Raw genomic sequence first — 22380 nt, forward strand, 5'->3', positions numbered from 1 at the left:
CGCCTCCCCAGAGGCGGGTGCCCTCAGCACCCGCCCGTGCCACTCCGGGGTCACCCCAGGCCGTTCAGGCACGGCGGCCCGCGGCGGGTGGCGTCGGCCGCCGCCCCGCGACCGGCGTAGCGGCATCGCCCACCCCGCAGCCGGCAGGGTCGCGGCCACCCCTCGGCCGAGGAACATTCGCCGCCCGCGATGCGGGGCGGTTACCCGGGCACGGGTGTTGCCAGGACGCTGGTGGAGGCTCGGGCCACCAGGTAGGACTCGCCCCTGGTCGCCCTGGGGTCGAGGGGGATGCGGTGTTCGCCCGGTCCGAGCAGGCCGTCGAAGAGCTCGCGGGTGTGGGTGCGGTACAGCCGGTCGAGCCGGTACGCGGTGAGCCGGACCCGGCAGGGTGAGGTGACCTCGATCCGCGCGGCGCCGTCGGCGACGGACAGCCGGGTGAGCCTGCGCCGTTCCACCGGGACCCGGTCCAGGGCGTGTTCGATCTGGGCGACCAGCAGCGGAACGATCGGGGCGAGTCCGTCGACGTAGGCCACGTCGAGCCCGGCGCGCTCGAAGGCGGCGCGCACGGCGGTGCGTTCGGCCTCGGGGACCGCGCGCCCGAAGGCGACGGCGGCGTAGGCGCGCAGTTCCTCGGCGGGGACGTGGGCGGCGTCACGGGTGATGTCGGCGCCGATGCCGATGGTGCGCAGCGCGGCGGCCAGCCTCGCCAGGACCGCGGCACGGGCGCCGATCAGCAGGATGCGGCTGCGCGGCCCGGCGGTGTCGGCGCCGTCCAGCAGGGCGGCGAGGGCCGCGCGGTACTCGGCGCCGGAGAAGCGGAACGGGCCTATCCCGTGGTAGCCGTTGAGCTCCAGGTCGGCGCGGTCGCCGGTCTGCCAGGCGAAGTCCTGCCAGACGACGTCGTCGCCGTCCCGCCGGATCACGGCGGTCACGGCGCCGCAGGCCAGGTCCGCGCACTCCGGGCAGCCGTAGATGACGTAGCGCCCGCCGGGCAGCGGTGCCTCGGCCTCGAGGAGCAGGGCACGCACCTGCTGGGTGAAGATGGCGGGCGGGATGTCGGAGGCGAGCGGGGAGACGGCGTCGAGGTCGCTGAGCCGGAACAGCAGCGGGCGCCCGTCGACGATGAAGTCCACGAAGTCGCGGTGCACCTGGAAGTCGCCGCCGGCCAGGACTCCCCCGGCCCGCATCGCCGGTGCCAGACCGAAGGTCGCGTACTCGGCAGCCATGCGGTGAGTATCCCCGGACCGGAAGCGGTCTGCGCACGGCATGCGGCATTCCGCTACCGTCCGGGTGTGACGGTCGAACAGGATGGCGCCGTCGTCGTGGTCGGCGGCGGGGTGATCGGGCTGACCACGGCCGTGCTGCTCGCCGAGCGCGGGCGGCGGGTGCGGCTGTGGACGCGGGAGCCGGTGGAGCGGACCACCTCGGCGGTCGCCGGTGCACTGTGGTGGCCGTACCGGATCAGACCGGTCACGCAGGCCCGCACCTGGGCGCTGGACTCGCTCGGGGTGTACGAGGAGCTGGCAGCGCGGCCGGAGGTGACCGGGGTGCGCATGGCCGAGGGGGTGCTGGGCGGGACCCGGGTCGAGGATGTCGCCGGATGGGCGGCGGCCCGGCTGCCGGGGCTGCGCGCGTCGACCGCCGGCGAGTACCTCGGTGCGGGGGTATGGGCACGGCTGCCGCTCATCGACATGGCGGTGCATCTGCCGTGGCTGCGGGACCGCCTGACGACCGCGGGCGGCACGGTGGAGACGCGCGAGGTGGGCGATCTGCGGGAGGTGCCTGCTCCCGTGGTGGTGAACTGCACGGGGCTGGGCGCCCGGGCCCTGGTACCGGATCCGTCGGTGCGTCCGGTGCGCGGGCAGCTGGTGATCGTGGAGAACCCCGGTGTGCGCGGCTGGCTGGTGTCCACGGACGCCGCCTCCGGGGGGATGGCGTACTGCTTCCCGCAGCCGGGGCGGCTGGTGCTGGGCGGCACGGCGCAGGAGGACGACTGGTCCGCGGAGCCGGATCCGGCGGTGGCCGAGGCGATCGTGCGCCGGTGCGCGGCGCTGCGCCCGCAGATCGCCGGGGCGCGGGTGCTGGAGCACCGGGTGGGCCTGCGGCCCGCCCGGCCCGCGGTGCGGCTGGAGGCCGAACCGCTGCCGGACGGGCGGCTGCTGGTCCACAACTACGGTCACGGCGGAGCGGGGGTGACCGTAGCCTGGGGCTGTGCGCGGCAGGCCGCGCGGCTCGCCCGCCGGTGACGGCGCCCGCGGGAACCGGTCAGTACTTGCCGATCGGGTCGCCCTCGACCTCCGTGCCGGGGCCTGGCCCGATCCGGATCTCGAACTCGCCGTCGTAGCGCTTGTGGCCCTCGACCACGGCCAGGTCGACGGCCTCGGAGCCCATGGCGTCACGCACGATGAGCGGGTCCCGGCGCAGATCGCGCATGAGGGCGACACACATCAGGACCATCACGACGACGAACGGCGCGGCCGCGAGAATGGTCAGGTTCTGCAGGCCCGTCAGGGCATCGCCCTGACCGCTGCCGACCAGGAGCATGATCGCGGCCACCGCTCCGGTGGCGACGCCCCAGAACACGACCACCCAGCGGCCGGGTTCGAGCGCGCCCTTCTGGGAGAGGGTGCCCATCACGATCGAGGCCGCGTCGGCGCCGGAGACGAAGAAGATCGCGACGAGAATCATCACCAGCAGGCTGGTGACGGTGACGACGGGGAACTCCCGCAGCACGGCGAAGAGCTGGCCCTCGGGTGTGGTCTCGTCGCCGAGCCGCTGCTGCTCCTGCAACCGCATCGCCGAGCCGCCGAAGACGGCGAACCAGATCAGGCTGACGGTGCTGGGGACCAGGATGACTCCGCCGATGAACTGACGGATCGTCCGCCCCCGGCTGATGCGGGCGATGAACATGCCGACGAACGGCGTCCAGGAGATCCACCACGCCCAGTAGAAGACCGTCCAGCCGCTCAGCCAGTCCGCGACGCCTTCCCCGCCGGAGGCCTCGGTGCGGCCCGCCAGCCCGGGCAGCTCACCGATGTAGGAGAAGACGGAGGTGGGCAGCAGGTCCAGCACGATGACGGTGGGCCCCGCCACGAACACGAACAGGGCGAGCACCAGGGCCAGCACCATGTTGATGTTGGACAGCCACTGGATGCCGCGCTCCACCCCGGAGACGGCCGACGCGACGAACGCCCCCGTCAGCACCGCGATGATGGCGACGAGCAGCCCGGTGCTCACCTCGTCCATCCAGTCCAGCTCCTGGACGCCGGAGCCGATCTGGAGGGCGCCGAGACCGAGCGAGGCGGCGGAGCCGAACACCGTCGCCACGATGGCGAGCATGTCGATCACCCGCCCGCCGATGCCGTTCGCGTGCCGTTCGCCGATCAGCGGGGTGAAGACGGCGCTCATGGTCTGGCGGCGGCGTCTGCGGAAGGTGCTGTAGGCGATGGCGAGACCGACCACCGCGTAGATCGCCCACGGGTGGAGCGTCCAGTGGAACAGGGTGGTGGCCATGGCCGTCTCCATGCGTGCGCCGGAGTCGGCCGGGTCGGTGCCGGGCGGGGGCGTCAGATAGTGCGACAGCGGCTCGCTGACGCCGTAGAACATCAGGCCGATGCCCATGCCGGCGCTGAACATCATCGCGACCCAGGACACCGTGCGGAACTCGGGCTGCTCGCCCTCGGCCCCGAGGTGGATCCGGCCGTAGCGGCTGGCGGCGAGCCACAGCGCGAAGACGACGAAGGCCGAGGCCGCGAGCATGAACGCCCAGCCACCGTTGTGGATGAGACCGCTGAGCATGCTGCTGGAGGCGTCCTGCAGCGAATCGGTGGCGACGGCGCCCCAGACCACGAAGGCCAGGGTGAGCACCGCCGTGACGCCGAACACGACCCCGTCGGTGCGTGGGCGCCTCTCCTGCCCTGGCAGCCCGGCTTCCGAGCCGGGCAGCGAACCTCTGTCGTGATGCTCTCTGTCGCTTGGTCGCTCGTGCGTCACGGGCGGCACCTTTCACCGGGTCGATGAAGCGGACGATGTTGCTCGCTACGCCCTTACCACAGTTGGCACAGGAATGGGTGAGCCCTCCGGCCCGGCGGGCGATCAGCGGGGCGGAGCCGGGGTGGACGTCGCGTGCGGTGGCCTGGAGGAGCTGGGCGAGCGCGACGAGTTCGCCGGTTCGGCCGGCGCCGGAGCGGACTCCCGTACCCTTCTGGCTGCCTCACCCACGTTCCCTCCGGAAGTGCCGTACCCCGCCGAGCGGGCGCCGCACGCCGCGGCGGCGTGCGGGAGCGGTCCGTCACGTCAGGCTGGACGGGACGATCCCGTAGCGGCGCATCTTCCGGTACATCGTGGCGCGGGAGATCCCGAGATCCTGTGCGGTCCGCTGGACGTTGGAGTCGCGGTCCATCAACCCGCGCAGAATGGCGTCGCGTTCCAGCGCCTCGATGGTCGTGAGGACCCTGTTCGACGACACCCGGCATTCCGGCGGCAGATCCTCCGCATGGATCGCCCGGCTCGGAGCCCGCCGCGCCAGCCCCCGGATCACCGACTCCAGCTGCCGGACGTTCTCCGGCCACGGGCAGCGCTGCAGCATGGTCAGCGCATCCGGGGAGAACCTGCTCTCACCGCTCGGCCGGTACTTACGCAGGAAGAACCGCGCCAGGTGCTCGGTGTCCCCGTGGCGATGGCGCAGCGCCGGCACCTCCACGGAGGCGCCGCAGACCTGGTCGAGCTCGTCGGCGGCGCCGACCATCGACGGCTGACTGGTCATGACCAGCTGCACGGTCGCGCCGGCGGCCCTCCGCACCAGCAGGTTCGTCAGCCGCCGCCGCAGCTGGTCGCCCAGCAGGTGCACATCGCTCAGGAGGAGCACCTGGGACGGCACGACGAGCAGCTCACCGATGTCGTGCAGCCAGCGCTCGGTGACGGCAGGGGAATCCGACGGCGGCGGTTCCCGCACCTCCAGCCGACGTCCGGCGCCGTGGGCCCGGTGCAGAGCCTCGACCAGCGTCCGCTTGCCGACGCCGGCCTCGCCCAGAAGATGGAGCCACGTCCCGGCGACGAACGCCGTATCACTGTCGGCGACCGCGCGCAGCCAGGACGGGGACGAACCCACCAGTCCCAGGCCGGAGCGGACGGGCGCGGCGCACACCGCAGCTGTGGGCTGGGCCCGTCCGATCAGCCGGACCCGGAAGACGGCGCCCGCGTCGCTGTCCTCACGCCGGCAGCGCCTGACCCTGAGTTCGGCGACCCGCCCCGAGGGCAGGGCGATGGTGCGGGTCCCCTCCAGCCGGTGATGGCCGGCAATCTCCCGTGCGTGGTCGAGCAGCGCATAGTGATCGGGCCCGGTCACGGCAGCACTGAGCTGCTCGTTCATCATGACGACATCGCGGTTGAGTGCCAGCACGGGCCCCGGGCGCGCCGAGGAGCACGCCTCCATGTAGTCCTGGAAGAGGGCCCGCTCGCGCCGCGAGGTGATCGCCGCGATCTCGGCCTCGATCTGGGACGCGACCGAGCGGGCGAAGGCCATCAGCATGCCGTCGGAGCCCTGACGGATCGTAGTGAGGTTGAACGCTCCCAGCAGGCTGCCCCGGGTGGGATGCAGGACCGGTACGGCCGCGCAGTGGAACTCCCGCAGCTCTTCGACGTAGTGCTGCCTTCCGGCGATGACGACCGGGCGCCCGCTGGCCAGCGCGGTCCCGATGCCGTTGGTGCCCACATAACGCTCCGAGAACACATGTCCAGGGGCCAGACGTACGCGGTTGAGGTGCGTGGTCAGACCCTCGTGGGACACCCTCCGCGACAGCACGACACCGTTCCGGTCTGTGATCATCGTGGACACCGGGTCGTCTGCGAGCTGCTCGTGCAGCGAGTCCAGGATGGGCAGCGCCGCCCTGGCCAGGGGGCTCTCCAGATTGGGGTTGTCCAGGTAGGGAGCGTCAAGGCTGCCCGACTTGACCTGGTACTCGATCGAGCGCTGCCATGAGGCGACCACGAGCGGCCGGGCACTCGGATCGTCGGTGACCTCCAGATAGCGCTCTCTGGCTGCTCTCAGCGAGTTCCCGGGTTGGTGTCGGGGCATTTAACACTCCCGTGCGGCGCGCGTCACATTCCTCGGTGCACCGATTGGAACAGCTCGGGCGCCGTCACACCTACGGCATGTATCACATTGAGACATTCGCGGACGGATTCTGAGACATCGACCTGCGAGCGGCGGCCTGTGTAATCGGCGAACCGCCCACCCGCCGACTCGCAGGGAGCCGCCATGAAAGCCGTGCAGGTCATCAAGTACGACGAGCCGCCCGTGCTCGCGGACGTGCCGGATCCGCAGATCACCAGCCCGCTGGAGGTGATCGTGAAGATCGGGGGCGCCGGGGTCTGCCGGACCGATCTGCACATCCTCGAAGGACAGTGGAAGGAGAAGAGCGGGGTCGCCCTTCCGTACACGATCGGCCACGAGAACGCCGGCTGGGTCGCGGAGGTCGGGGAGGCCGTCACCAACGTCGAGGTGGGCGACCCGGTCATCCTGCACCCGCTGGTGACCTGCGGCCTGTGCCGCGCCTGCCGGGCCGGCGACGACGTGCACTGCATGAACTCGGCCTTCCCCGGCATCGACGCAGACGGGGGCTACGCCGAGTACCTGAAGACCACCGCCCGCTCGGTGGTGCCCCTGGCCCCGTCCCTGGAGCCGGCCTCGGTGGCGGCCCTGGCGGACGCCGGGCTCACGGCGTACCACGCCGCCGCCAAGGCGGCCCGGACACTGTGGCCCGGTGACAAGGCCGTGGTCATCGGCGCCGGTGGGCTCGGACACATCGGCATCCAGGTGCTGCGGGCCCTGTCGCCGGTCGAGATGATCGTCATCGACCGCAGCCCCGAGGCCCTCGCGCTGGCCGGGGAACTCGGCGCCGACCACACACTCCTCGCGGACGGCAACGAGGCCGACGCTGTCCGGGACCTGACCGCAGGGCACGGGGCGGAGGCCGTCCTGGACTTCGTCGGTGAGGGTGGCGCCGTCGAGACGGGCGTGGCCTGTCTGCGTCGCAACGGCAACTACTACGTCATCGGCTACGGCGGCCACCTCCGGGTGCCGACGATCGACGTCATCTCCACGGAGATCAACTTCATCGGCAACCTCGTGGGGTCCTACAACGACCTCTCCGAGCTGATGGTCCTGGCGGCCCGCGGCAAGGTCGCCCTGCACACCCAGCGCTACCCCCTCGCCTCCTTCCGGCAGGCCCTCGACGACCTGGACGCCGGCGCCGTACGCGGCCGAGCGATCTTGATTCCCTGACACCGCAGGAGAAGCCCCATGCGCAGCAGACCGTACCCGGGCCTGGTCGCCGTCGCGGCCGCCGCGGCCCTGACCGCCACCGCGTGCACCGCCCAGAACGAGGCACAGCACAAGCCCAAGGAGAAGGCCGCGCTCTTCGAGCCCGGCTCGCAGATCAGCTACGAGAAGTACGGCAAGAACTACCCGGCGACGAAGGTCAGGGACGTCCCCGGCACCTGCAGCTACGAGTCGATCAGCCGCAAGGACTACTCCGGACAGACGCTGAAGATCATCAGCCATGCCGTCCCGGTCATCGGTGAGCCGACGCAACTGCATGCCAAGCAGTTCGAGGAGATCACCGGCGGGAACGTCGACGTGGTCAACGTCCCCTTCGGCGAGCTGCACCAGAAGATCCTCACGCCGCTCCAGGCGGGCCAGCCGGCGTACGACGTCATGTTCTACCCGTCCCTGTGGATCGGCGACCTGGCCCCGCACCTGGCCCCGGTGCCGGAGAAGTACCTGAACACCACCGGTATGAAGGACGTCACCCAGGCCTACATGGACGTGGCGACCTGGGACGGGAAGGTCGTGCAGTTCCCGGTGGACGGTGATCGGCACTACCTCAAGGTCCGCGCCGATGTGCTGAAGGACCCGAAGTGGCAGGCGCAGTACAAAGAGGCCACGGGCAAGGACCTGAAGGTCCCCACGACCTGGGCCGAATACCAGGACATGGCCGAGGTCCTCAACGGTGAGGACCTCGACGGCGACGGCAAGAAGAACTACGGCAGCGCCGAGATCACCAAGCGCGACGACCTGACGTTCTCCGCGTTCATCAGCCGTGCGGCGCCGTACGTGAAGAACCCGGACGTCAAGGGCGGTGTCTTCTTCGATGTCGAGACCATGAAGCCGCTGATCAACACGCCCGGCTTCGTGCGCGCCCTGGAGGACATGGTGAAGGCCAGGTCCACCTGGGCCCCCGGCGGCGCCAACTTCGGCCTGGGGGACGAGATCTTCTCCTTCGGCGGCGGCCAGACGCTGCTGTCCTATTCCTGGGACGACGCCTTCATCCAGGCCCAGCAGCCGGACAGCAGGATCCGCAACACGGTCGAGGCGGCGCCGCTGCCGGGCTCCACGGAGGTCTACAACCGCACCACGAAGTCATGGGACAGGAAGGCGAACCAGGCGGCGTACTTCACCTGGGGATGGACCTCCGCGGTGGCCAAGGCGTCCAGCCACCAGGAGATGGCCTTCGACTACCTGTGCTTCTTCAGCAACGAGGCGAACACCGCTCTCGACCTGACCATCGGACGCTTCGGTGTCAACCCCTACCGCACCTCCCACTTCGACCCGGGGTTCTGGGAGAAGCAGGGCTGGGACAAGGACGTCGCCGAGGCGTACGTGAACACGCTCTCCGGCATGGAAGAGAACCCCAACCGCGTGTTCGACCTGCGCGTCCCCGGCGTCAACCAGTACATGTCCGCGCTGGCCAACGGAGTCGCCGCGGCGCTGGCGGGCCAGGAGTCCCCGCAGCGGGCGCTGGACGCCGTGGCCGGGGAATGGGCCGAGATCACCGAACGGATCGGCGAGGACAAGGTCCGAAGCGCCTATCGCGACGTGGTCGCGCTCGAGGACAAGTCCTGATCCGAACGCAGGGCGCCCCGGGTGGCCGGACCGCACCGGCCGGCCACCCGGGGACACCCGCCCCCTTCCGCGAGGAGAACCATGGACGGCCTGCGCCGGCACAAGAGCATGTTCCTGCTGCCGGGACTGCTCACGCTCTTCCTGATCATCATTTTCCCGCTTCTGTTCACCATCCGCGTCAGCTTCTCCGGCTGGAACGTCAGCAACCCTCAGATGGACTTCATCGGAGGGGCCAACTACACCGCGATGCTGCACGACAGCCGTTTCTGGGCCTCCATCACCCGGCTGATCCTGCTGGCCGGCGGCACGGTCCTGATCCAGTACCTCATCGGCTTCGGCGTGGCCCTGCTGGTCTGGCGCGAGGTACGCGGCCGCAGATTCTGGCGGGTGCTGTTTCTGGTCCCCATGATGACCACGCCCGTGGTGATGGCCGCCATCTGGCAGACGATCTTCCATGAGTCCCTGGGGCCGGTGAACGACCTGCTGGGGATGCTGGGCCTGACGAGGATTCCCTGGCTCACCGAGTCCGGACCGGCCCTGGTCGCGCTGATGACCGTCGAGGTCTGGCAGTGGACCCCCTTCATGTTCCTGCTGCTGCTGGCCGGCCTGCTCAGCCTGCCCAAGGAGCCGTTCATGGCCGCCGCCATCGACGGTGCCGGCACCTGGCGCACCTTCTGGAAGGTGACCTTCCCGCTGATGGCACCGGTCTCGGTCGCCGCGGTCGTCATCCGGTTGATCGAGGCGTCCAAGCTCTCCGACAGCGTCTACGTCCTGACGTCCGGCGGGCCGGGGTCCTCCACGGAGACCCCGGGTTACTACCTCTACATCCAGGGGCTCCGCGATCAGCAGACCGGCTACAGCGGGGCGATGTCCCTGACCTACCTCGTCCTGATGATCGTCACGCTCACGGTCGTCGCCGCCCTGCTCACCAGGGCCTTCAAGCTGAAGGGGGACTCATGAGGTCGCGCCTTTATCCCATCTTCAAGTACACGGTGATCGCCCTGTGGGCCTGCTTCGTCGCCGGACCGTTCTTCTGGGCGATGACGACCAGCTTCAAGAACGCCAACGCCGTCCAGGGCGGTCCCACCTACGTCCCATGGGCGCAGTACGAGCCCACCCTCACCGGATGGCGCAACATCTTCGGCGGAGCCGGCGGCGTCGATGTGATCGATCCCTTCCTCAACAGTGCCGTCGTCACCATCGCCGCGTCCGCCATCAGCCTGGCCCTGGGATCGCTGGCCGCCTACGCACTGTCCCGGTACCGGTTCAGGCTGGGCTTCATCAAGAACAGCGACATCGTCTTCTTCTTCGTCTCCCAACGGATCATGCCGCCCGTCGTCCTGGTGATCCCCTTCTTCTATCTCCTGCAGTGGGGCGGCCTCCTGGACACCATCCCGGGACTGGTCATCGTGACGGTCGCGCTCCTGCTGCCGATCGCTGTCTGGGTGATGGTGGACTTCTTCAACGGCATCCCCAGGGAGATCGACGAGATGGCGATGCTGGACGGCTGCCCGCCGTTCCAGACCTTCGTACGGGCGATCCTGCCGAACTCCCTGCCCGGGCTGACCGTCGCGGCCATGTTCTGCGCCGTGTTCGGCTGGAACGACTTCTTCTTCGCCTTCCGCCTGACCTTCACCGAGGTCCAGACCCTGCCCCAGGCGGTCGTCGCCCTCAACTCCTCCATCCCACCGTGGTGGACGCTGTCGGCCGCCGCGCTCTTCGGCGTGGCACCGCTGATCCTGCTCGCCCTCTGGGTGGAGCGCCTGCTGTCCAAGGGAAACCTGTCTGGAGCGGTCCGATGAACCTGAGCGCCACTGACCTGTGCCTGACCGTCGACGGTGTCGACCACCTCAGGAACGTGACCGCCACCTTCATGCCGGGTCGGCTCCACACCGTCATCGGCCGGACGATGGCCGGGAAGACGACGCTGCTGCGGGCCCTCGCCGGCCTGCAGAAGGTGGATTCCGGCTCGCTGACCCTGGCGGGGGCCGACTTCATGAGGACGCCGGTGTGGCGGCGCGACACCGCGATGGTCTACCAGCAGTTCATCAACTACCCGCACCTCGATGTGTTCGACAACGTGGCCTTCCCACTGAAGCGGGCCGGGCTGTCGCGGGACGAGATCCGGTGCCGGGTCCGGCAGAGCCTGGCGAGGGTGGGGCTGGCGGACTTCGACAAGCGCAAGCCGTCCCAGCTCTCCGGCGGCCAGCAGCAGCGCGTCGCGATGGCTCGCGCCCTGGCCCGGGATACCGGTATTCTCCTGCTCGACGAGCCACTGGCGAACCTGGACTACAAGTTGCGCGAACAGCTGCGCGACGAGTTCAGGACCCTCTTCTCGGACCAGGGCGACACGATCGTCGTCTACACCACCACCGAGCCCGCCGAGGCGATGATGCTCGGTGACGTGGTCCTGGTCATGCACGAGGGGCGCATCCTGCAGACCGGCAGCCCGCAGGAGGTCTTCGAACGCCCGGCGACCACCATGGTGGCGTCCATCATCAACGACCCACCCATGAACATCTTCCCGGGCCGGCTCGAGGGCGGTCAGGTCACCGTGGCCGGTTTCCAGGCCACGCACGTCTCCGCGCACCTGGCCGGCCTGCCCGACGGGGCCTACCAGTTCGGCCTGCGCGCCACCGACGTCAGCCTGGGTTCGAGCGGCGTCGAGGGGGAGGTCACATTCGTGGAGATCTCCGGATCCGAGACCTTCGTCCACGTGGTCGTCGGCGGAACCCCCTTCGTCGTACAGACCGAGGGCATCCACGACGTCCCCCTCGGCGACCTCGTCAGACTCCGGCTCCGTCCCGACCGGCTGTTCGCCTTCGACGAGCAGGGGGCGCTCATGCGGACACCTTCATACACACTCGCTTCGGTGGGAGGCCGTTGACATGGCGCAGTTGGACATCGTCGACATCGGGCACGCGTACGCGCCGGGCGCCGAGCAGGAGCGGTGGGCTCTGAAGCCGCTGAGGCTGACTTTCGAGTCCGGCAGGACCTATGCGCTGGTGGGGCCCTCGGGCTGCGGCAAGACGACACTGCTGAACATCCTGTCCGGCCTGGTCAGACCATCCCGGGGGCGGGTGCTGTTCGACGGCGTCGACGTCACCGCCCTGCCCACGAAGGCGCGCAACATCGCCCAGGTCTTCCAGTTCCCCGTCATCTACAAGTCGATGACGGTCTACGACAACCTGGCCTTCCCGCTCCAGTGCCGACGCTGGGACCGGGCGAGGATCGACGCCAAGGTCCGGCAGGTCGCGGAGGCCCTGGACCTGCGTGACCGGCTGGGGCAGCCCGCGCGCGGGCTCACCGCCGACGACAAACAACTGATCTCACTCGGCCGGGGCCTGGTCCGGGACGATGTGGCGGCCGTGCTGATGGACGAGCCGCTCACCGTGATCGACCCGCAGCTGAAGCACTCGCTCCGGCGCAAGATCCGGGAGATCACCGACCAGTTCCGGCCCACGGTGATCTATGTGACGCACGATCAGTACGAGGCGATGAGCTTCGCGCAGGAACTGCTCGTCATGAAGGACGGCCGGGCCGTGCAGCAGGGCACACCTGAGCAACTGTTCGAGGCGCCCTCCTCCACCTACGTCGGCTACTTCATCGGCTCACCGGCAATGAACTTCCTCACCGTGGACGTCAGCGACGGTGCCTTCGCACTGGGCGGCCGACCGCTGTCCGTCGCCTGGGACACCCCTCTGAGCACGACGGACGTCCAGGTCGGCATCCGGCCCGAATACGTCAGGATCGTCGCGGACCCCGGCCCCAACACCTTCCCCGGACGACTGCGGAGCGTCAGCGACCACGGCGCGCAGCGTGTGCTCGAGCTCGAGGTCGACGGGCAGTCCGTCAGGGCCAAGACGCCGCGGGAGGACGGAGTCCCCCTAGGCGAGGAGGTCCTGGTGCACCTGCCGCGTGCCAGGGTTCTTCCGTACGCCGACGGCCGACTGGTACTGCGGTCGTGACGATCCGTCCGCCATGACCCGCTGCGCCGCCCCGAACGTGCGCCGGCGCCGTGATGGCGCATCCCCCAGCCCGCCGCTGCCCCTGGCGACCCGCGTCGCCGACCGGGGGCACGGATCGCGGGGGCAACGGCCGGCCGAGCCCTGGCGGAACCACGACGGTCTCCGTCGGGGCGTCGGGGCGTCGGGGCGTCGGGGTGTCGGGAGAGCGAGCGGCGCCGGCGCCCCGGAGACACCTCTCATCGGCACGACGTGTCCGGCCGGGCCGCCGCCAGACGATAGGTGGCGCGCTCGTCGAGCAGCAGCGGCACCAGGGCGCGCTGCGACTGCCGCAACGGCACGTAGGCGCCGCCGTCGCCCGTGCGGTGTGCGCGTACGCCGTGCAGGGCGAGTTCGTCGCTCACCTCCGCGTACTGGGCCGGGGTGAGCCGGTAGCCGCAGGGCGGGTCGGCGATGACCTCGTCCGGTCCGGGCGCCTCGTTGTCGGCGCCGCCGAGGTACACCGGTCCGCGGTCGGCGTACCCGGCGTGGCGCGCCACGCCGGTGGCCGCGGCGATGCGCCCGCGGCGCGCGTCGGCGTAGTCGAGCAGACCGTCGAGGGCGGCGAGTTGCGAGTGCACCCGGCGCAGGTTGTTCAGCGCCCGGTCGCCCCGCTCGGCGTCGGTGAGGGGGTCGACGCGGCTCTCGATGAGCAGGCCGATCCCGTGCTTGATGCCGGACATGTTCCGCAGGATGCGCTCCTGGCCGTCGCCCGCGGTCTGCTTGATCGGTTCGCCGGTGTCGGGGTCGGTCCAGATGCCGTAGGTGCCGGTCGAGTAGCCGGCGTGCTCGGCGGCGGGCCGCACATGGGCGCGGGAGAGAGTCTGCGCCTCGTGGTGGATCGCCGGGTGGGTGTTGAGGTTGCGCGGCCACAGGTCGAACAGGTCCCGGTCGTAGTACGGGGGTGTGGCACCGTACTCGTGCAGGTCGTAGACGACGTCGGGGCGGTGGTCGCGGACCACGGCGGCCAGCGCGCGGGCCTCGGCGGTCCGCAGGGAGAGGTGGTCGCGGTTGATGTCGAGCCCGTCGCCGTTGCCGCGGGTGTCGGCGGCCCGGCCGTCGGGGTTGGCGGTGGGCACGACCAGCACGGTGGTGCGGTCCAGGAAGCGGCGGGTCTGCCGGTCCCGGGCCCAGGCGAGATCGCGCACGGTGGACAGGCAGGCCTCGCGGCCGGCGGGTTCGTCCCCGTGCTGGCTGCAGACCAGCAGCACCTTGTGCGGGGCGGAGGGCCGGCCGGCGGTGACGAGCTGCAGCGGACGGCCCTGTTCCGTGGTGCCGATGCGGGCGACGGAGACACGGTGGCTCACCCGGTCGGCGGCGGCCAGGAGGTCCTGTTCCTCGGACTGGCTGGTCCAGCGGGCACCGTCGGTCCGCTCGAAGCCGGTGCGCGGCGGATCCCCGGCGAGGTCGGCGGCGTGGGCGGGGACGGTGACCAGGGATGCGGCGAGTGCCATCGCGGTGACGGCCAGGGCGGGGATGCGGCGCTTCACCGTGCTGCGCGGCTTCACCGGGCTGCTGTGCTTGACCGTGCTGCGCTGCTTCACCGGGCTCCCTCCGGGACGCGGTGCGGGGTGTGCGGGGCAGTCACCCCGTGGTGGGGCGTGACCGCGGGCGCGGTGGCCTGCGTGCCGGCGGTGGCCTGCGTGCCGGCGGTGGCCCGGGCGAATGCGGCGGTGCCGCCGGCGAACGGGGCGAGGGCCGTGGTCGCGAGCGGTCTCCAGTTCGTGAAGCGCATGCGTGTCGGCATGCGCGGACGGTACATCGGCCGGCCGGCGTGCAGAAGAGGGCCCCGGGGCGCGGACGGGGACGGTGCGGCGGGGTGTCCCAGGTCGGCCGAATGGCGATCGTGCGACGGCGGGCACCGTGGACACGCCGGGGGCGGCCGGGCCTCAATGGGCTCCGAACCGACCTCGTACCCCTACGACTTGGAGCTTCTGTGCACCGCGGACTCATCGCGCCGGGCGCCCTGGCCGTGGCCTTTCTCCTGCCGGCGATCCCGGCGTCGGCCGCCGGTGCCTCTCCTGGCGCACCGGGTATCGGCGACCCCTACTACCCGGCCTACGGCAACGGCGGATACGACGTCTCCCACTACGACCTGCGGCTGAAGTACCGGCCGGACACCGACCGGCTCCAGGGCACGGCGACGATCCTGGCGCGGACCACGCGGGACCTGTCGCGGTTCAATCTGGACTTTCTGCTGGACGTCGGCGAGGTGCGGGTGAACGGTGCGAAGGCGTCGTTCACCACCTCGGGCGAGCACGAGCTGGAGGTCACCCCGGAGCGCCCGCTGCGCAAGGGCGATCCGGTCACCGTCGTGGTGCGCTACAGCGGGGTGCCGTCGCAGCAGCAGGCGTACGGCTTCACCAGCTGGCACCGCACCCCCGACGGCGGCGTCGCGGCCAACGAGCCCGAGGCGGCCTGGTGGTGGTTCCCCAGCAACGACCACCCGCTGGACAAGGCCACCTACGACGTGTCGGTGCTGGTGCCGGACGGCACCCAGGCCATCTCCAACGGCACGCTGCAGTCCACCCGTTCGCGGCTCGGCTGGACCCGCTGGAACTGGCGGTCCGCCCAGCCGCAGGCCAGCTACCTCGCGACGCTCGCCGTCGGGAGGTTCGACGTGACCACCGGAACCACGGAGAGCGGTATCCCGGTCGTCAACGCCTACAGCAGGGATCTCGGCGCGCACGACGGGGCCGCGCGGGCCAGCGTGGAGCGGACCGGTGAGATCGCCGACTGGCTCAGCGAGTACTTCGGCCCCTATCCGTACGACGCCCTGGGCGGCTACGTCCCGAACACGGACACCGGGTACGCGCTGGAGACCCAGACCCGGCCGTTCTACAGCCCGCGCCAGTTCGCCGACGGGTCCAACGTGTCCGTCGTCGTCCACGAGCTGGCCCACCAGTGGTACGGCGACCTGGTGTCCGTGCGCGGCTGGCGGGACATCTGGATCAACGAGGGCTTCGCCCGGTACGCGCAGTGGCTGTGGTCCGAGCACGAGGGCGAGGGCACCGCGCAGGAACTGGCCGACCACGTCTACGCCTCGCGTCCGGCCGACGACCCGTTCTGGACGGTGCGGCCGGGCGATCCCGGGCCGGAGAACCAGTTCCACCTCGCGGTCTACGACCGGGGTGCGCTGGCTCTGCAGGCGCTGCGCAACGAGATCGGCGACACGGCGTTCTTCGCCGTCCTCAAGGGCTGGCCGCGGAAGTACGCCCACGGCAACGCCTCGGTCGCCGACTTCCGCCGGTACGCCGAGGAGGTCTCCGGCAAGCCCCTCGCCGCCCTCTTCGACACCTGGCTGTACGAGCCCGCCAAGCCCTCGGCCCCGGCGGCCCGCGCGGCATCCGTGGCGACCGCGTCGCCTGCGGCACCGGTGCAGCCGAAGTCATGGCGGAAGATCGCGGCGACGAACGGGGTGCACGAGCACTGACGCGCGCAGCGGGCGTCCGGCGCTCTGAAGGGGGGCGGGGAACTGCGCGACCGATCGCGGCACAGACCGACGCAGCATCTGCCCACACCTCATGCACCGCACACGGCGGCTCATGTCACAGAGCGTGACTTGTCACATGATCGGCCGTGGGCGGCCTCCGTGGTTTCACAGCACTGGTGAGACAGCGATACTGCTGCACATGGAGAGCCTGCACACGGAGAGCCACGCCGAGGAGCCGGCGCTGACGGTCGACGAGCTGGCCGCGCAGGCCGGGGTCACGGTGCGCACGATCCGCTTCTACAGCACCAAGGGACTGCTGCCGCCGCCCGCGATCGGACCGCGCCGCGTCGGTCACTACGGCCGTGCGCATCTGGCCCGTCTCGCCCTCATCGAGGAGCTGCAGGCGCAGGGGATGACACTGTCCGGCATCGAGCGCTATCTGCAGCAGCTGCCGCCGGACCTGAGCCCGCAGGATCTGGCCATCCACCGCGCGGTGGTGGCCTCCTGGGCCCCGGACTCCGAGGAGACGCTCGGCCGGGAGGCGCTGCAGCGGCGGGCCGGACGGGAGCTGGGGGACGACGAGGTGGAGCGGCTGACCGCGATGGACGTGGTGCGGCCGGTCCCGGAGGGCTACCGCGTCGACCTCGGCCTGCTGCGGCTCGGCGTACAGCTGCTGGACGTGCCGCTGTCGCAGGAGGCGATCCTGGCGGCGCGCAAGGTCCTCATCGAGCACTCGCGCGCCGCGGCGCACGAGCTGGCCCAGCTCTTCCGCGACGAGGTGGCGGAACGCGACGCCCGGGACGTGCGGTCCCTGTCGGCGCACATGCAACCCCTGGTGGTGCAGGCGCTGCTGACGACGTTCCAGCGGTCGCTGCGGGAAGAGCTGGGCGAGTGGCTCACCCGGTCGGACGCGGGGTTCGGTCGCTGAACACCTCGCCGTTCTCCGCCTTCTGCACCAGCAGCGCGGGCGGCGTGAACCGGTCGCCGTAGCGCTCGGCGAGCTCGCGCGCGCGGGCCGCGAAACCGGACACGCCCCCTTCGTAGCCGTTGATGTACTGGAGCACGCCTCCTGTCCAGCCGGGGAATCCGATGCCCAGGATCGATCCGATGTTGGCATCGGCGACAGAGGTCAGCACGCCCTCCTCCAGCAGCCGGACGGTGTCCAGCGCCTCCGAGAAGAGCATGCGCTCCTGCATGTCCCGGAACGGGATCTCGTGCCCCGGCCGGCCGAAGTGCTCCCGCAGGCCCGGCCAGAGGTCCGCGCGGCTGCCGTCCTCCGCGTACTCGTAGAAGCCGGCGCCGCCGCTGCGGCCGGTGCGGCCGAACTCGTCGACCATGCGGTCGATGACGGCCTCGGCGGGGTGCGGGGTCCAGCTGCCGCCCGCCTCCTCCACGGCCCGCCTCGTCTCGTTCCGGATCTTGCGGGGCAGGGTGAGGGTCAGCTCGTCCATCAGGGAGAGCACCTTGGCCGGGTAGCCGGCCTGGGCGGCGGCCTGCTCGACGGACGCGGGCTCGACGCCCTCCCCGACCATGGCGACACCCTCGTTGATGAAGTGGCCGATGACCCGGGAGGTGAAGAAGCCCCGCGAGTCGTTGACCACGATCGGGGTCTTGTTGATCTGCCGGACCAGGTCGAAGGCGCGGGCGAGGGCCTCGTCGCCGGTGCGCTCGCCCCTGATGATCTCTACCAGCGGCATCTTGTCGACGGGCGAGAAGAAGTGCAGACCGATGAAGTCGGCCTGGCGCTCCACTCCTTCGGCGAGGGCGCTGATGGGCAGGGTGGAGGTGTTCGAGCACAGCAGCGCGTCGGGCGCGACGACCTGCTCGATCTCCTGGAAGACCTTGTGCTTGAGGGCGGTGTCCTCGAAGACCGCCTCGATGACCGCGTCGCAGCCGGCGAGGTCGCCGGCCTCCGCCGTCGGGGTGATGCGGGCGAGCAGCGCGTCCGCCTTCTCCTGTGTCGTACGGCCCTTGGCGACGGCCTTGGCGCACAGCTTCTCGGAGTAGCCCTTGCCCTTGGCCGCCGCGTCCGCCGAGACGTCCTTCAGGACGACCTCGATGCCCGCGCGGGCGCACGAGTAGGCGATGCCGGCGCCCATCATGCCCGCGCCGAGAACGGCGACCCTGCGCACTCCGCGGGGCTCGACGCCCTGGGGGCGGTTGGCGCCGGAGTTGACGGCCTGGAGGTCGAAGAAGAACGCCTGGATCATGTTCTTCGAGGTCTGTCCGGCGGCCAGTTCGACGAAGTAGCGGGCCTCGATGACCTGGGCGGTCTCGAAGTCGACCTGGGAGCCCTCGACGGCCGCGGCCATGATGTTGCGCGGGGCCGGGTAGGGGGCGCCGTTCGTCTGCTTGCGCAGGTTGGCCGGGAAGGCGGGCAGGTTGGCCGCGAACCTGGGGTTGGCGGGGGTGCCGCCGGGGATGCGGTAGCCGGGCCGGTCCCAGGGCTGGGCGGACTCGGGGTGGGCGTCGATGAAGGCGCGGGCCTTGGCCAGCATCTCCTCGGGGCTGCCGGCGACCTCGTCGACCAGGCCGTTGTCCAGGGCGCGGCGCGGGTTGTACTGGGTGCCCTGGAGGAGCACCTTCAGCAGGGCGTCGGCGATGCCCAGCAGGCGGACGGTGCGGACCACGCCGCCGCCCCCGGGGAGCAGGCCCAGGGTGACCTCGGGGCAGCCGATCTTGGAGCCGGGGGCGTCCAGGGCGATGCGGTGGTGGCAGGCGAGGGCGATCTCGTAGCCGCCGCCGAGCGCGGCGCCGTTCAGGGCGGCCACGACCGGCTTGCCGAGGGTCTCGATGCGCCGCAGGTTCCGCTTGATCGCCATGCCGCCGTCGAACAGGTCCTGGGCGGTCTCGGGGGTGACGCGGATCAGGTCGCGCAGGTCGCCGCCGGCGAAGAAGGTCTTCTTGGCGGAGGTGAGGATGATCCCGCGGATCGACTCCTTCTCGGCCTCCAGGCGGTCGGTGATCGCGGCGAGCGACTCGCGGAAGGCCTGGTTCATGGTGTTCGCGGACTGGTCCGGGTCGTCCAGGACGAGGGTGACGACGCCGGTGCCGTCCTGCTCCCAGCGGATGGTGGTGGACTCGGTGCTCATGAGGGTGTGCTCCAGGTGATCCGTCGGGAGGGGTCAGATGCGCTCGACGATGGTGGCGATGCCCATGCCGCCGCCCACGCACAGGGTGGCGAGGCCGTACCGCTTGTCCTGGCGCTCCAGTTCGTCGACGAGCGTGCCGAGGATCATGGCGCCGGTGGCGCCGAGCGGGTGCCCGAGGGCGATCGCGCCGCCGTTGACGTTGACCTTGTCCAGGCTGAGCCCCATGTCCTTCACGAAGCGCAGGACGACCGCGGCGAACGCCTCGTTGATCTCGACCAGGTCGATGTCGTCGATGGTCAGCCCGGCCTTGGCGAGCGCCTTGCGGGTGGCGGGGGCGGGGCCGGTGAGCATGATGGTGGGCTCGGAGCCGGACACGGCGGCGGAGACGATCCGCGCGCGGGGGGTGAGGCCCTGGCGCTCCCCGGCCTCCTTGGAGCCGATGGCGACCAGGGCGGCGCCGTCGACGATGCCGGAGGAGTTGCCCGCGTGGTGGACGTGGTCGATCTTCTCCACCCAGTGGTACTTCTGCAGCGCCACGGCGTCGAACCCGCCCAGTTCGCCGATGTCGGCGAAGGACGGCTTGAGTCCCGCGAGGGAGTCGGCGGTGGTGCCCGGCCGCAGGTGCTCGTCGTGGTCGAGCACGGTCAGGCCGCTGCGGTCCGTCACCGGTACCACGGAGCGCTGGAAGCGGCCCTCCTTCCAGGCCGCGGCGGCCCGCTCCTGGGACAGCGCCGCGTACTCGTCGACGTCGCGCCGGGAGAAGCCCTCGACGGTGGCGATCAGGTCGGCGCCGATGCCCTGGGGCACGAAGTTGGTGGCGAGGTTGGTCATCGGGTCGTTGAACCAGGCGCCGCCGTCGGAGGCCATCGGCACCCGCGACATGGACTCCACGCCGCCCGCGAGGACCAGGTCCTCCCAGCCGGAACGCACCTTTGCGGCGGCCATGTTGACGGCCTCCAGGCCCGAGGCGCAGAAGCGGTTCTCCTGTACGCCGGCGACCGTGTCCGGGAGTCCGGCGGCGACGGCGGCGATCCGGGCGATGTCGGAGCCCTGGTCGCCGACCGGGCCGACCACGCCGAGCACGATGTCGTCGACGGCGGCCGGGTCGAGTCCGGGGAACCGGGTGCGGATCTCGTGGATGAGCCCGACGACCAGGTCCACGGGCTTGGTGCCGTGCAGGGCGCCGTTGGCCTTGCCGCGCCCGCGCGGGGTGCGGATCGCGTCGTACACATACGCTTCGGTGGTCACTGGCCGGCCTTTCGGTGAGGGTGGGAGGACGAGGTCGGGAGTCCGGGCACGTCCCAGTCACGGGCCACGGCCGCGGTGTCGGCGCCCGGCAGGGCGGGGCCGGTGCGGACCGTGGCGGGGGTCGCGGAGAAGCGGGGCGCGGGGGCGGGCTGGGTGAGTCCGCCGTGGTCGGTGAAGGTGCCGCGGGCGGCGAGGTGCGGGTGGTGCGGGGCCTCGCGCAGGGACAGCACCGGGGCGACACAGGCGTCCGTGCCCTCGAAGACGGCCGTCCACTCGTCCCGGGTGCGGGACCTGAAGCGGGCGGCGACCGCCTCGCGCAGCTCGCCCCAGCGGGCGACGTCGTCCCGGGCCGGGGCCAGGTCCGCGATGCCGAGGAGGGTGGTGAACTCGTCGTAGAACTGCCGCTCCAGCGCCCCGACCGCCATGTACTGTCCGTCGGCGGTCTGGTAGGTGCCGTAGAAGGGGCAGCCGCCGTCGAGGAGGTTCGCGGCGCGCCGGTCCTGCCAGCCGCCGGCGGCGAGCATGCCGTGGATCATCGCGGAGAGATGGGCGGCGCCATCCACGATGGCGGCGTCGACGACCTGTCCGGTGCCGGTTTCGCGCGCGTGGTGCAGGGCCGCGAGGACGCCGACGACCAGGTAGAGGGAGCCGCCCGCGTAGTCGCCGAGGAGGTTGGCCGGGACGGCCGGCGGTTCGTCGGGGCGGCCGATCATGCCGAGGGCGCCGGTCAGCGCGATGTACGCGATGTCGTGGCCGGCCCGCGGGGCGAGGGGGCCGTCCTGGCCCCAGCCGGTCATCCGGCCGTAGACCAGACGGGCGTTGCGGGCGTGGCAGGGTCCCGGGCCCACGCCGAGTCGCTCGGCGACGCCGGGGCGGTAGCCCTCGATCAGCACGTCGGCGCGGGCGGCCAGGTCCAGGACCCGGTCGGGGCCGCCGGGTGCCTTCAGGTCGACGACCACCGAGCGCTTGTTGCGGTTCGTGACGTCGTAGGCGGGGTCGACGGCGAGGCCGGGCCCGCCGGGCCGATCGACCCGGACCACGTCGGCGCCGAGGTCGGCGAGGAGCATGGCGGCGAACGGGCCGGGGCCGATTCCGGCCAGCTCGACCACGCGCACGCCGGAGAGCGGTCCGTGCGGCGATGGCGTCGGTGCCGTGGCCATCCGGCCCCCTGTCTGTGACACAACTGATGTAACACCAGTGATGCTAGGAACGGGCCCGGGTCCGCACAAGGGCTGAGCCCGGGTGGAACGAGCAAGCGCTCAGTCAAAGGTGCCGTGCGACGGGGCGGGCGCGCGTTCCGTGGGACGTCCGGACGGCTCAGCCGCCGTCCAGCTGGGCGGCGAGGCGCTTGGGCGCGATGGTCCGGTAGCTCTCCTCCACCCAGTCGCACAGCAGCTCGGCGGCCGGGGCGCCCTTCTCCTCCAGCGGGATCGACACCCATCCGGATCTGCCGAGGCCGTACCCGGCGGGTGCGGCGCCGGGACAGGTCAGGGCATGGGCGTGCGCCTCCTCGTCGGTGAGCTTGACGGTCAGGCCCAGCGGATGACTGCCGTCGTCGACGCCGAGGAAGACGAACACCTTGCTGTTGACCTTCGCGACGGACTCCCCCCAGGGGAACTCCTCCACGGCGCCCGGCAGACCGAGGGCGAATGCGCGCGCCTTCTCCCACTTCTTCAGGGCATTGCGGTCCACGGCCAC

The 22380-nt window shown here is 71.1% G+C and carries 18 protein-coding genes; 9 read left to right on the plus strand and 9 right to left on the minus strand.

Annotated elements, in window-relative coordinates:
- Positions 1-200 precede the first annotated feature (200 nt).
- Entirely contained in the window at positions 201-1226 is a 1026-nt protein-coding gene (locus tag V5O46_RS21780; protein WP_332886332.1) for an oxidoreductase, read from the minus strand.
- A gap of 66 nt (positions 1227-1292) precedes the next feature.
- Between V5O46_RS21780 and V5O46_RS21785 the strand changes: the two genes are divergently transcribed.
- On the plus strand, positions 1293-2246 hold the full coding sequence (locus V5O46_RS21785; RefSeq protein ID WP_332886333.1) for an FAD-dependent oxidoreductase: 954 nt from the start codon (positions 1293-1295) through the stop codon (positions 2244-2246).
- A gap of 19 nt (positions 2247-2265) precedes the next feature.
- On the opposite strand, the gene V5O46_RS21790 is transcribed toward V5O46_RS21785, so the two are convergent.
- Both V5O46_RS21790 and V5O46_RS21795 read right to left on the minus strand, forming a co-directional pair.
- The gene (locus V5O46_RS21790) at positions 2266-3993 is read right to left on the minus strand and encodes a BCCT family transporter (protein ID WP_332886334.1); all 1728 of its coding nucleotides are present in this window, start codon (positions 3991-3993) and stop codon (positions 2266-2268) included.
- A gap of 298 nt (positions 3994-4291) precedes the next feature.
- On the minus strand, positions 4292-6076 hold the full coding sequence (locus V5O46_RS21795) for a sigma-54-dependent Fis family transcriptional regulator (protein WP_332886335.1): 1785 nt from the start codon (positions 6074-6076) through the stop codon (positions 4292-4294).
- 183 nt (positions 6077-6259) lie between these two features.
- Here V5O46_RS21795 and V5O46_RS21800 point away from each other — a divergent pair, with 183 nt between their 5' ends.
- The 6 genes from V5O46_RS21800 to V5O46_RS21825 all read left to right on the plus strand — a co-directional run bounded on the left by V5O46_RS21800 (position 6260) and on the right by V5O46_RS21825 (position 12873).
- Positions 6260-7285 carry an NAD(P)-dependent alcohol dehydrogenase gene (locus tag V5O46_RS21800; protein ID WP_332886336.1) on the plus strand — a complete coding sequence of 342 codons (1026 nt, stop codon included), beginning with the start codon at positions 6260-6262 and terminating at the stop codon, positions 7283-7285.
- Positions 7286-7303: 18 nt separating this feature from the next.
- On the plus strand, positions 7304-8905 hold the full coding sequence (locus V5O46_RS21805; protein ID WP_332886337.1) for an ABC transporter substrate-binding protein: 1602 nt from the start codon (positions 7304-7306) through the stop codon (positions 8903-8905).
- A gap of 81 nt (positions 8906-8986) precedes the next feature.
- Positions 8987-9865 (plus strand): carbohydrate ABC transporter permease, encoded by an 879-nt coding sequence (locus V5O46_RS21810; protein ID WP_332886338.1) that lies wholly within the window; start codon positions 8987-8989, stop codon positions 9863-9865.
- Positions 9862-10707: a carbohydrate ABC transporter permease gene (locus V5O46_RS21815; protein WP_332886339.1), complete on the plus strand. Its 846-nt coding sequence runs from the start codon at positions 9862-9864 to the stop codon at positions 10705-10707. Before V5O46_RS21810 ends, V5O46_RS21815 begins: the two co-directional genes overlap by 4 nt.
- A complete protein-coding gene (locus V5O46_RS21820; protein WP_332886340.1) occupies positions 10704-11792 on the plus strand; it encodes an ABC transporter ATP-binding protein in 1089 nt (362 codons plus the stop codon). The genes V5O46_RS21815 and V5O46_RS21820 overlap by 4 nt, the downstream gene beginning before the upstream one ends.
- 1 nt (position 11793) lies before the next feature.
- Positions 11794-12873: an ABC transporter ATP-binding protein gene (locus tag V5O46_RS21825; RefSeq protein WP_332886341.1), complete on the plus strand. Its 1080-nt coding sequence runs from the start codon at positions 11794-11796 to the stop codon at positions 12871-12873.
- Positions 12874-13109: 236 nt separating this feature from the next.
- Here the strand turns inward: V5O46_RS21825 and V5O46_RS21830 are convergent, their stop codons facing one another.
- The gene (locus tag V5O46_RS21830; protein ID WP_332886390.1) at positions 13110-14363 is read right to left on the minus strand and encodes a M14 family metallopeptidase; all 1254 of its coding nucleotides are present in this window, start codon (positions 14361-14363) and stop codon (positions 13110-13112) included.
- Positions 14364-14449: 86 nt separating this feature from the next.
- Positions 14450-14656: a hypothetical protein gene (locus V5O46_RS21835; protein ID WP_332886342.1), complete on the minus strand. Its 207-nt coding sequence runs from the start codon at positions 14654-14656 to the stop codon at positions 14450-14452.
- Positions 14657-14845: 189 nt separating this feature from the next.
- Here V5O46_RS21835 and V5O46_RS21840 point away from each other — a divergent pair, with 189 nt between their 5' ends.
- Together V5O46_RS21840 and V5O46_RS21845 are read left to right on the plus strand one after the other, a co-directional pair.
- A complete protein-coding gene (locus tag V5O46_RS21840; RefSeq protein ID WP_332886343.1) occupies positions 14846-16342 on the plus strand; it encodes a M1 family metallopeptidase in 1497 nt (498 codons plus the stop codon).
- Positions 16343-16541: 199 nt separating this feature from the next.
- The gene (locus V5O46_RS21845) at positions 16542-17270 is read left to right on the plus strand and encodes a MerR family transcriptional regulator (protein WP_332886344.1); all 729 of its coding nucleotides are present in this window, start codon (positions 16542-16544) and stop codon (positions 17268-17270) included.
- Here the strand turns inward: V5O46_RS21845 and V5O46_RS21850 are convergent.
- From V5O46_RS21850 to V5O46_RS21865, 4 genes are all read right to left on the minus strand, one after another.
- A complete protein-coding gene (locus V5O46_RS21850; protein WP_332886345.1) occupies positions 17239-19434 on the minus strand; it encodes a 3-hydroxyacyl-CoA dehydrogenase NAD-binding domain-containing protein in 2196 nt (731 codons plus the stop codon). The genes V5O46_RS21845 and V5O46_RS21850 overlap by 32 nt on opposite strands.
- Before the next feature lie 33 nt (positions 19435-19467).
- The gene (locus V5O46_RS21855) at positions 19468-20682 is read right to left on the minus strand and encodes an acetyl-CoA C-acetyltransferase (protein ID WP_332886346.1); all 1215 of its coding nucleotides are present in this window, start codon (positions 20680-20682) and stop codon (positions 19468-19470) included.
- Positions 20679-21842 (minus strand): CaiB/BaiF CoA transferase family protein, encoded by a 1164-nt coding sequence (locus V5O46_RS21860; RefSeq protein ID WP_332886347.1) that lies wholly within the window; start codon positions 21840-21842, stop codon positions 20679-20681. Before V5O46_RS21860 ends, V5O46_RS21855 begins: the two co-directional genes overlap by 4 nt.
- A 157-nt stretch (positions 21843-21999) precedes the next feature.
- Positions 22000-22380, minus strand: a complete 381-nt coding sequence (locus tag V5O46_RS21865) for an MmcQ/YjbR family DNA-binding protein (protein WP_332886348.1) — start codon at positions 22378-22380, stop codon at positions 22000-22002.

It is taken from the genome of Streptomyces poriticola (genome assembly GCF_036689765.1).
Taxonomy (GTDB): Bacteria; Actinomycetota; Actinomycetes; order Streptomycetales; family Streptomycetaceae; genus Streptomyces; species Streptomyces poriticola.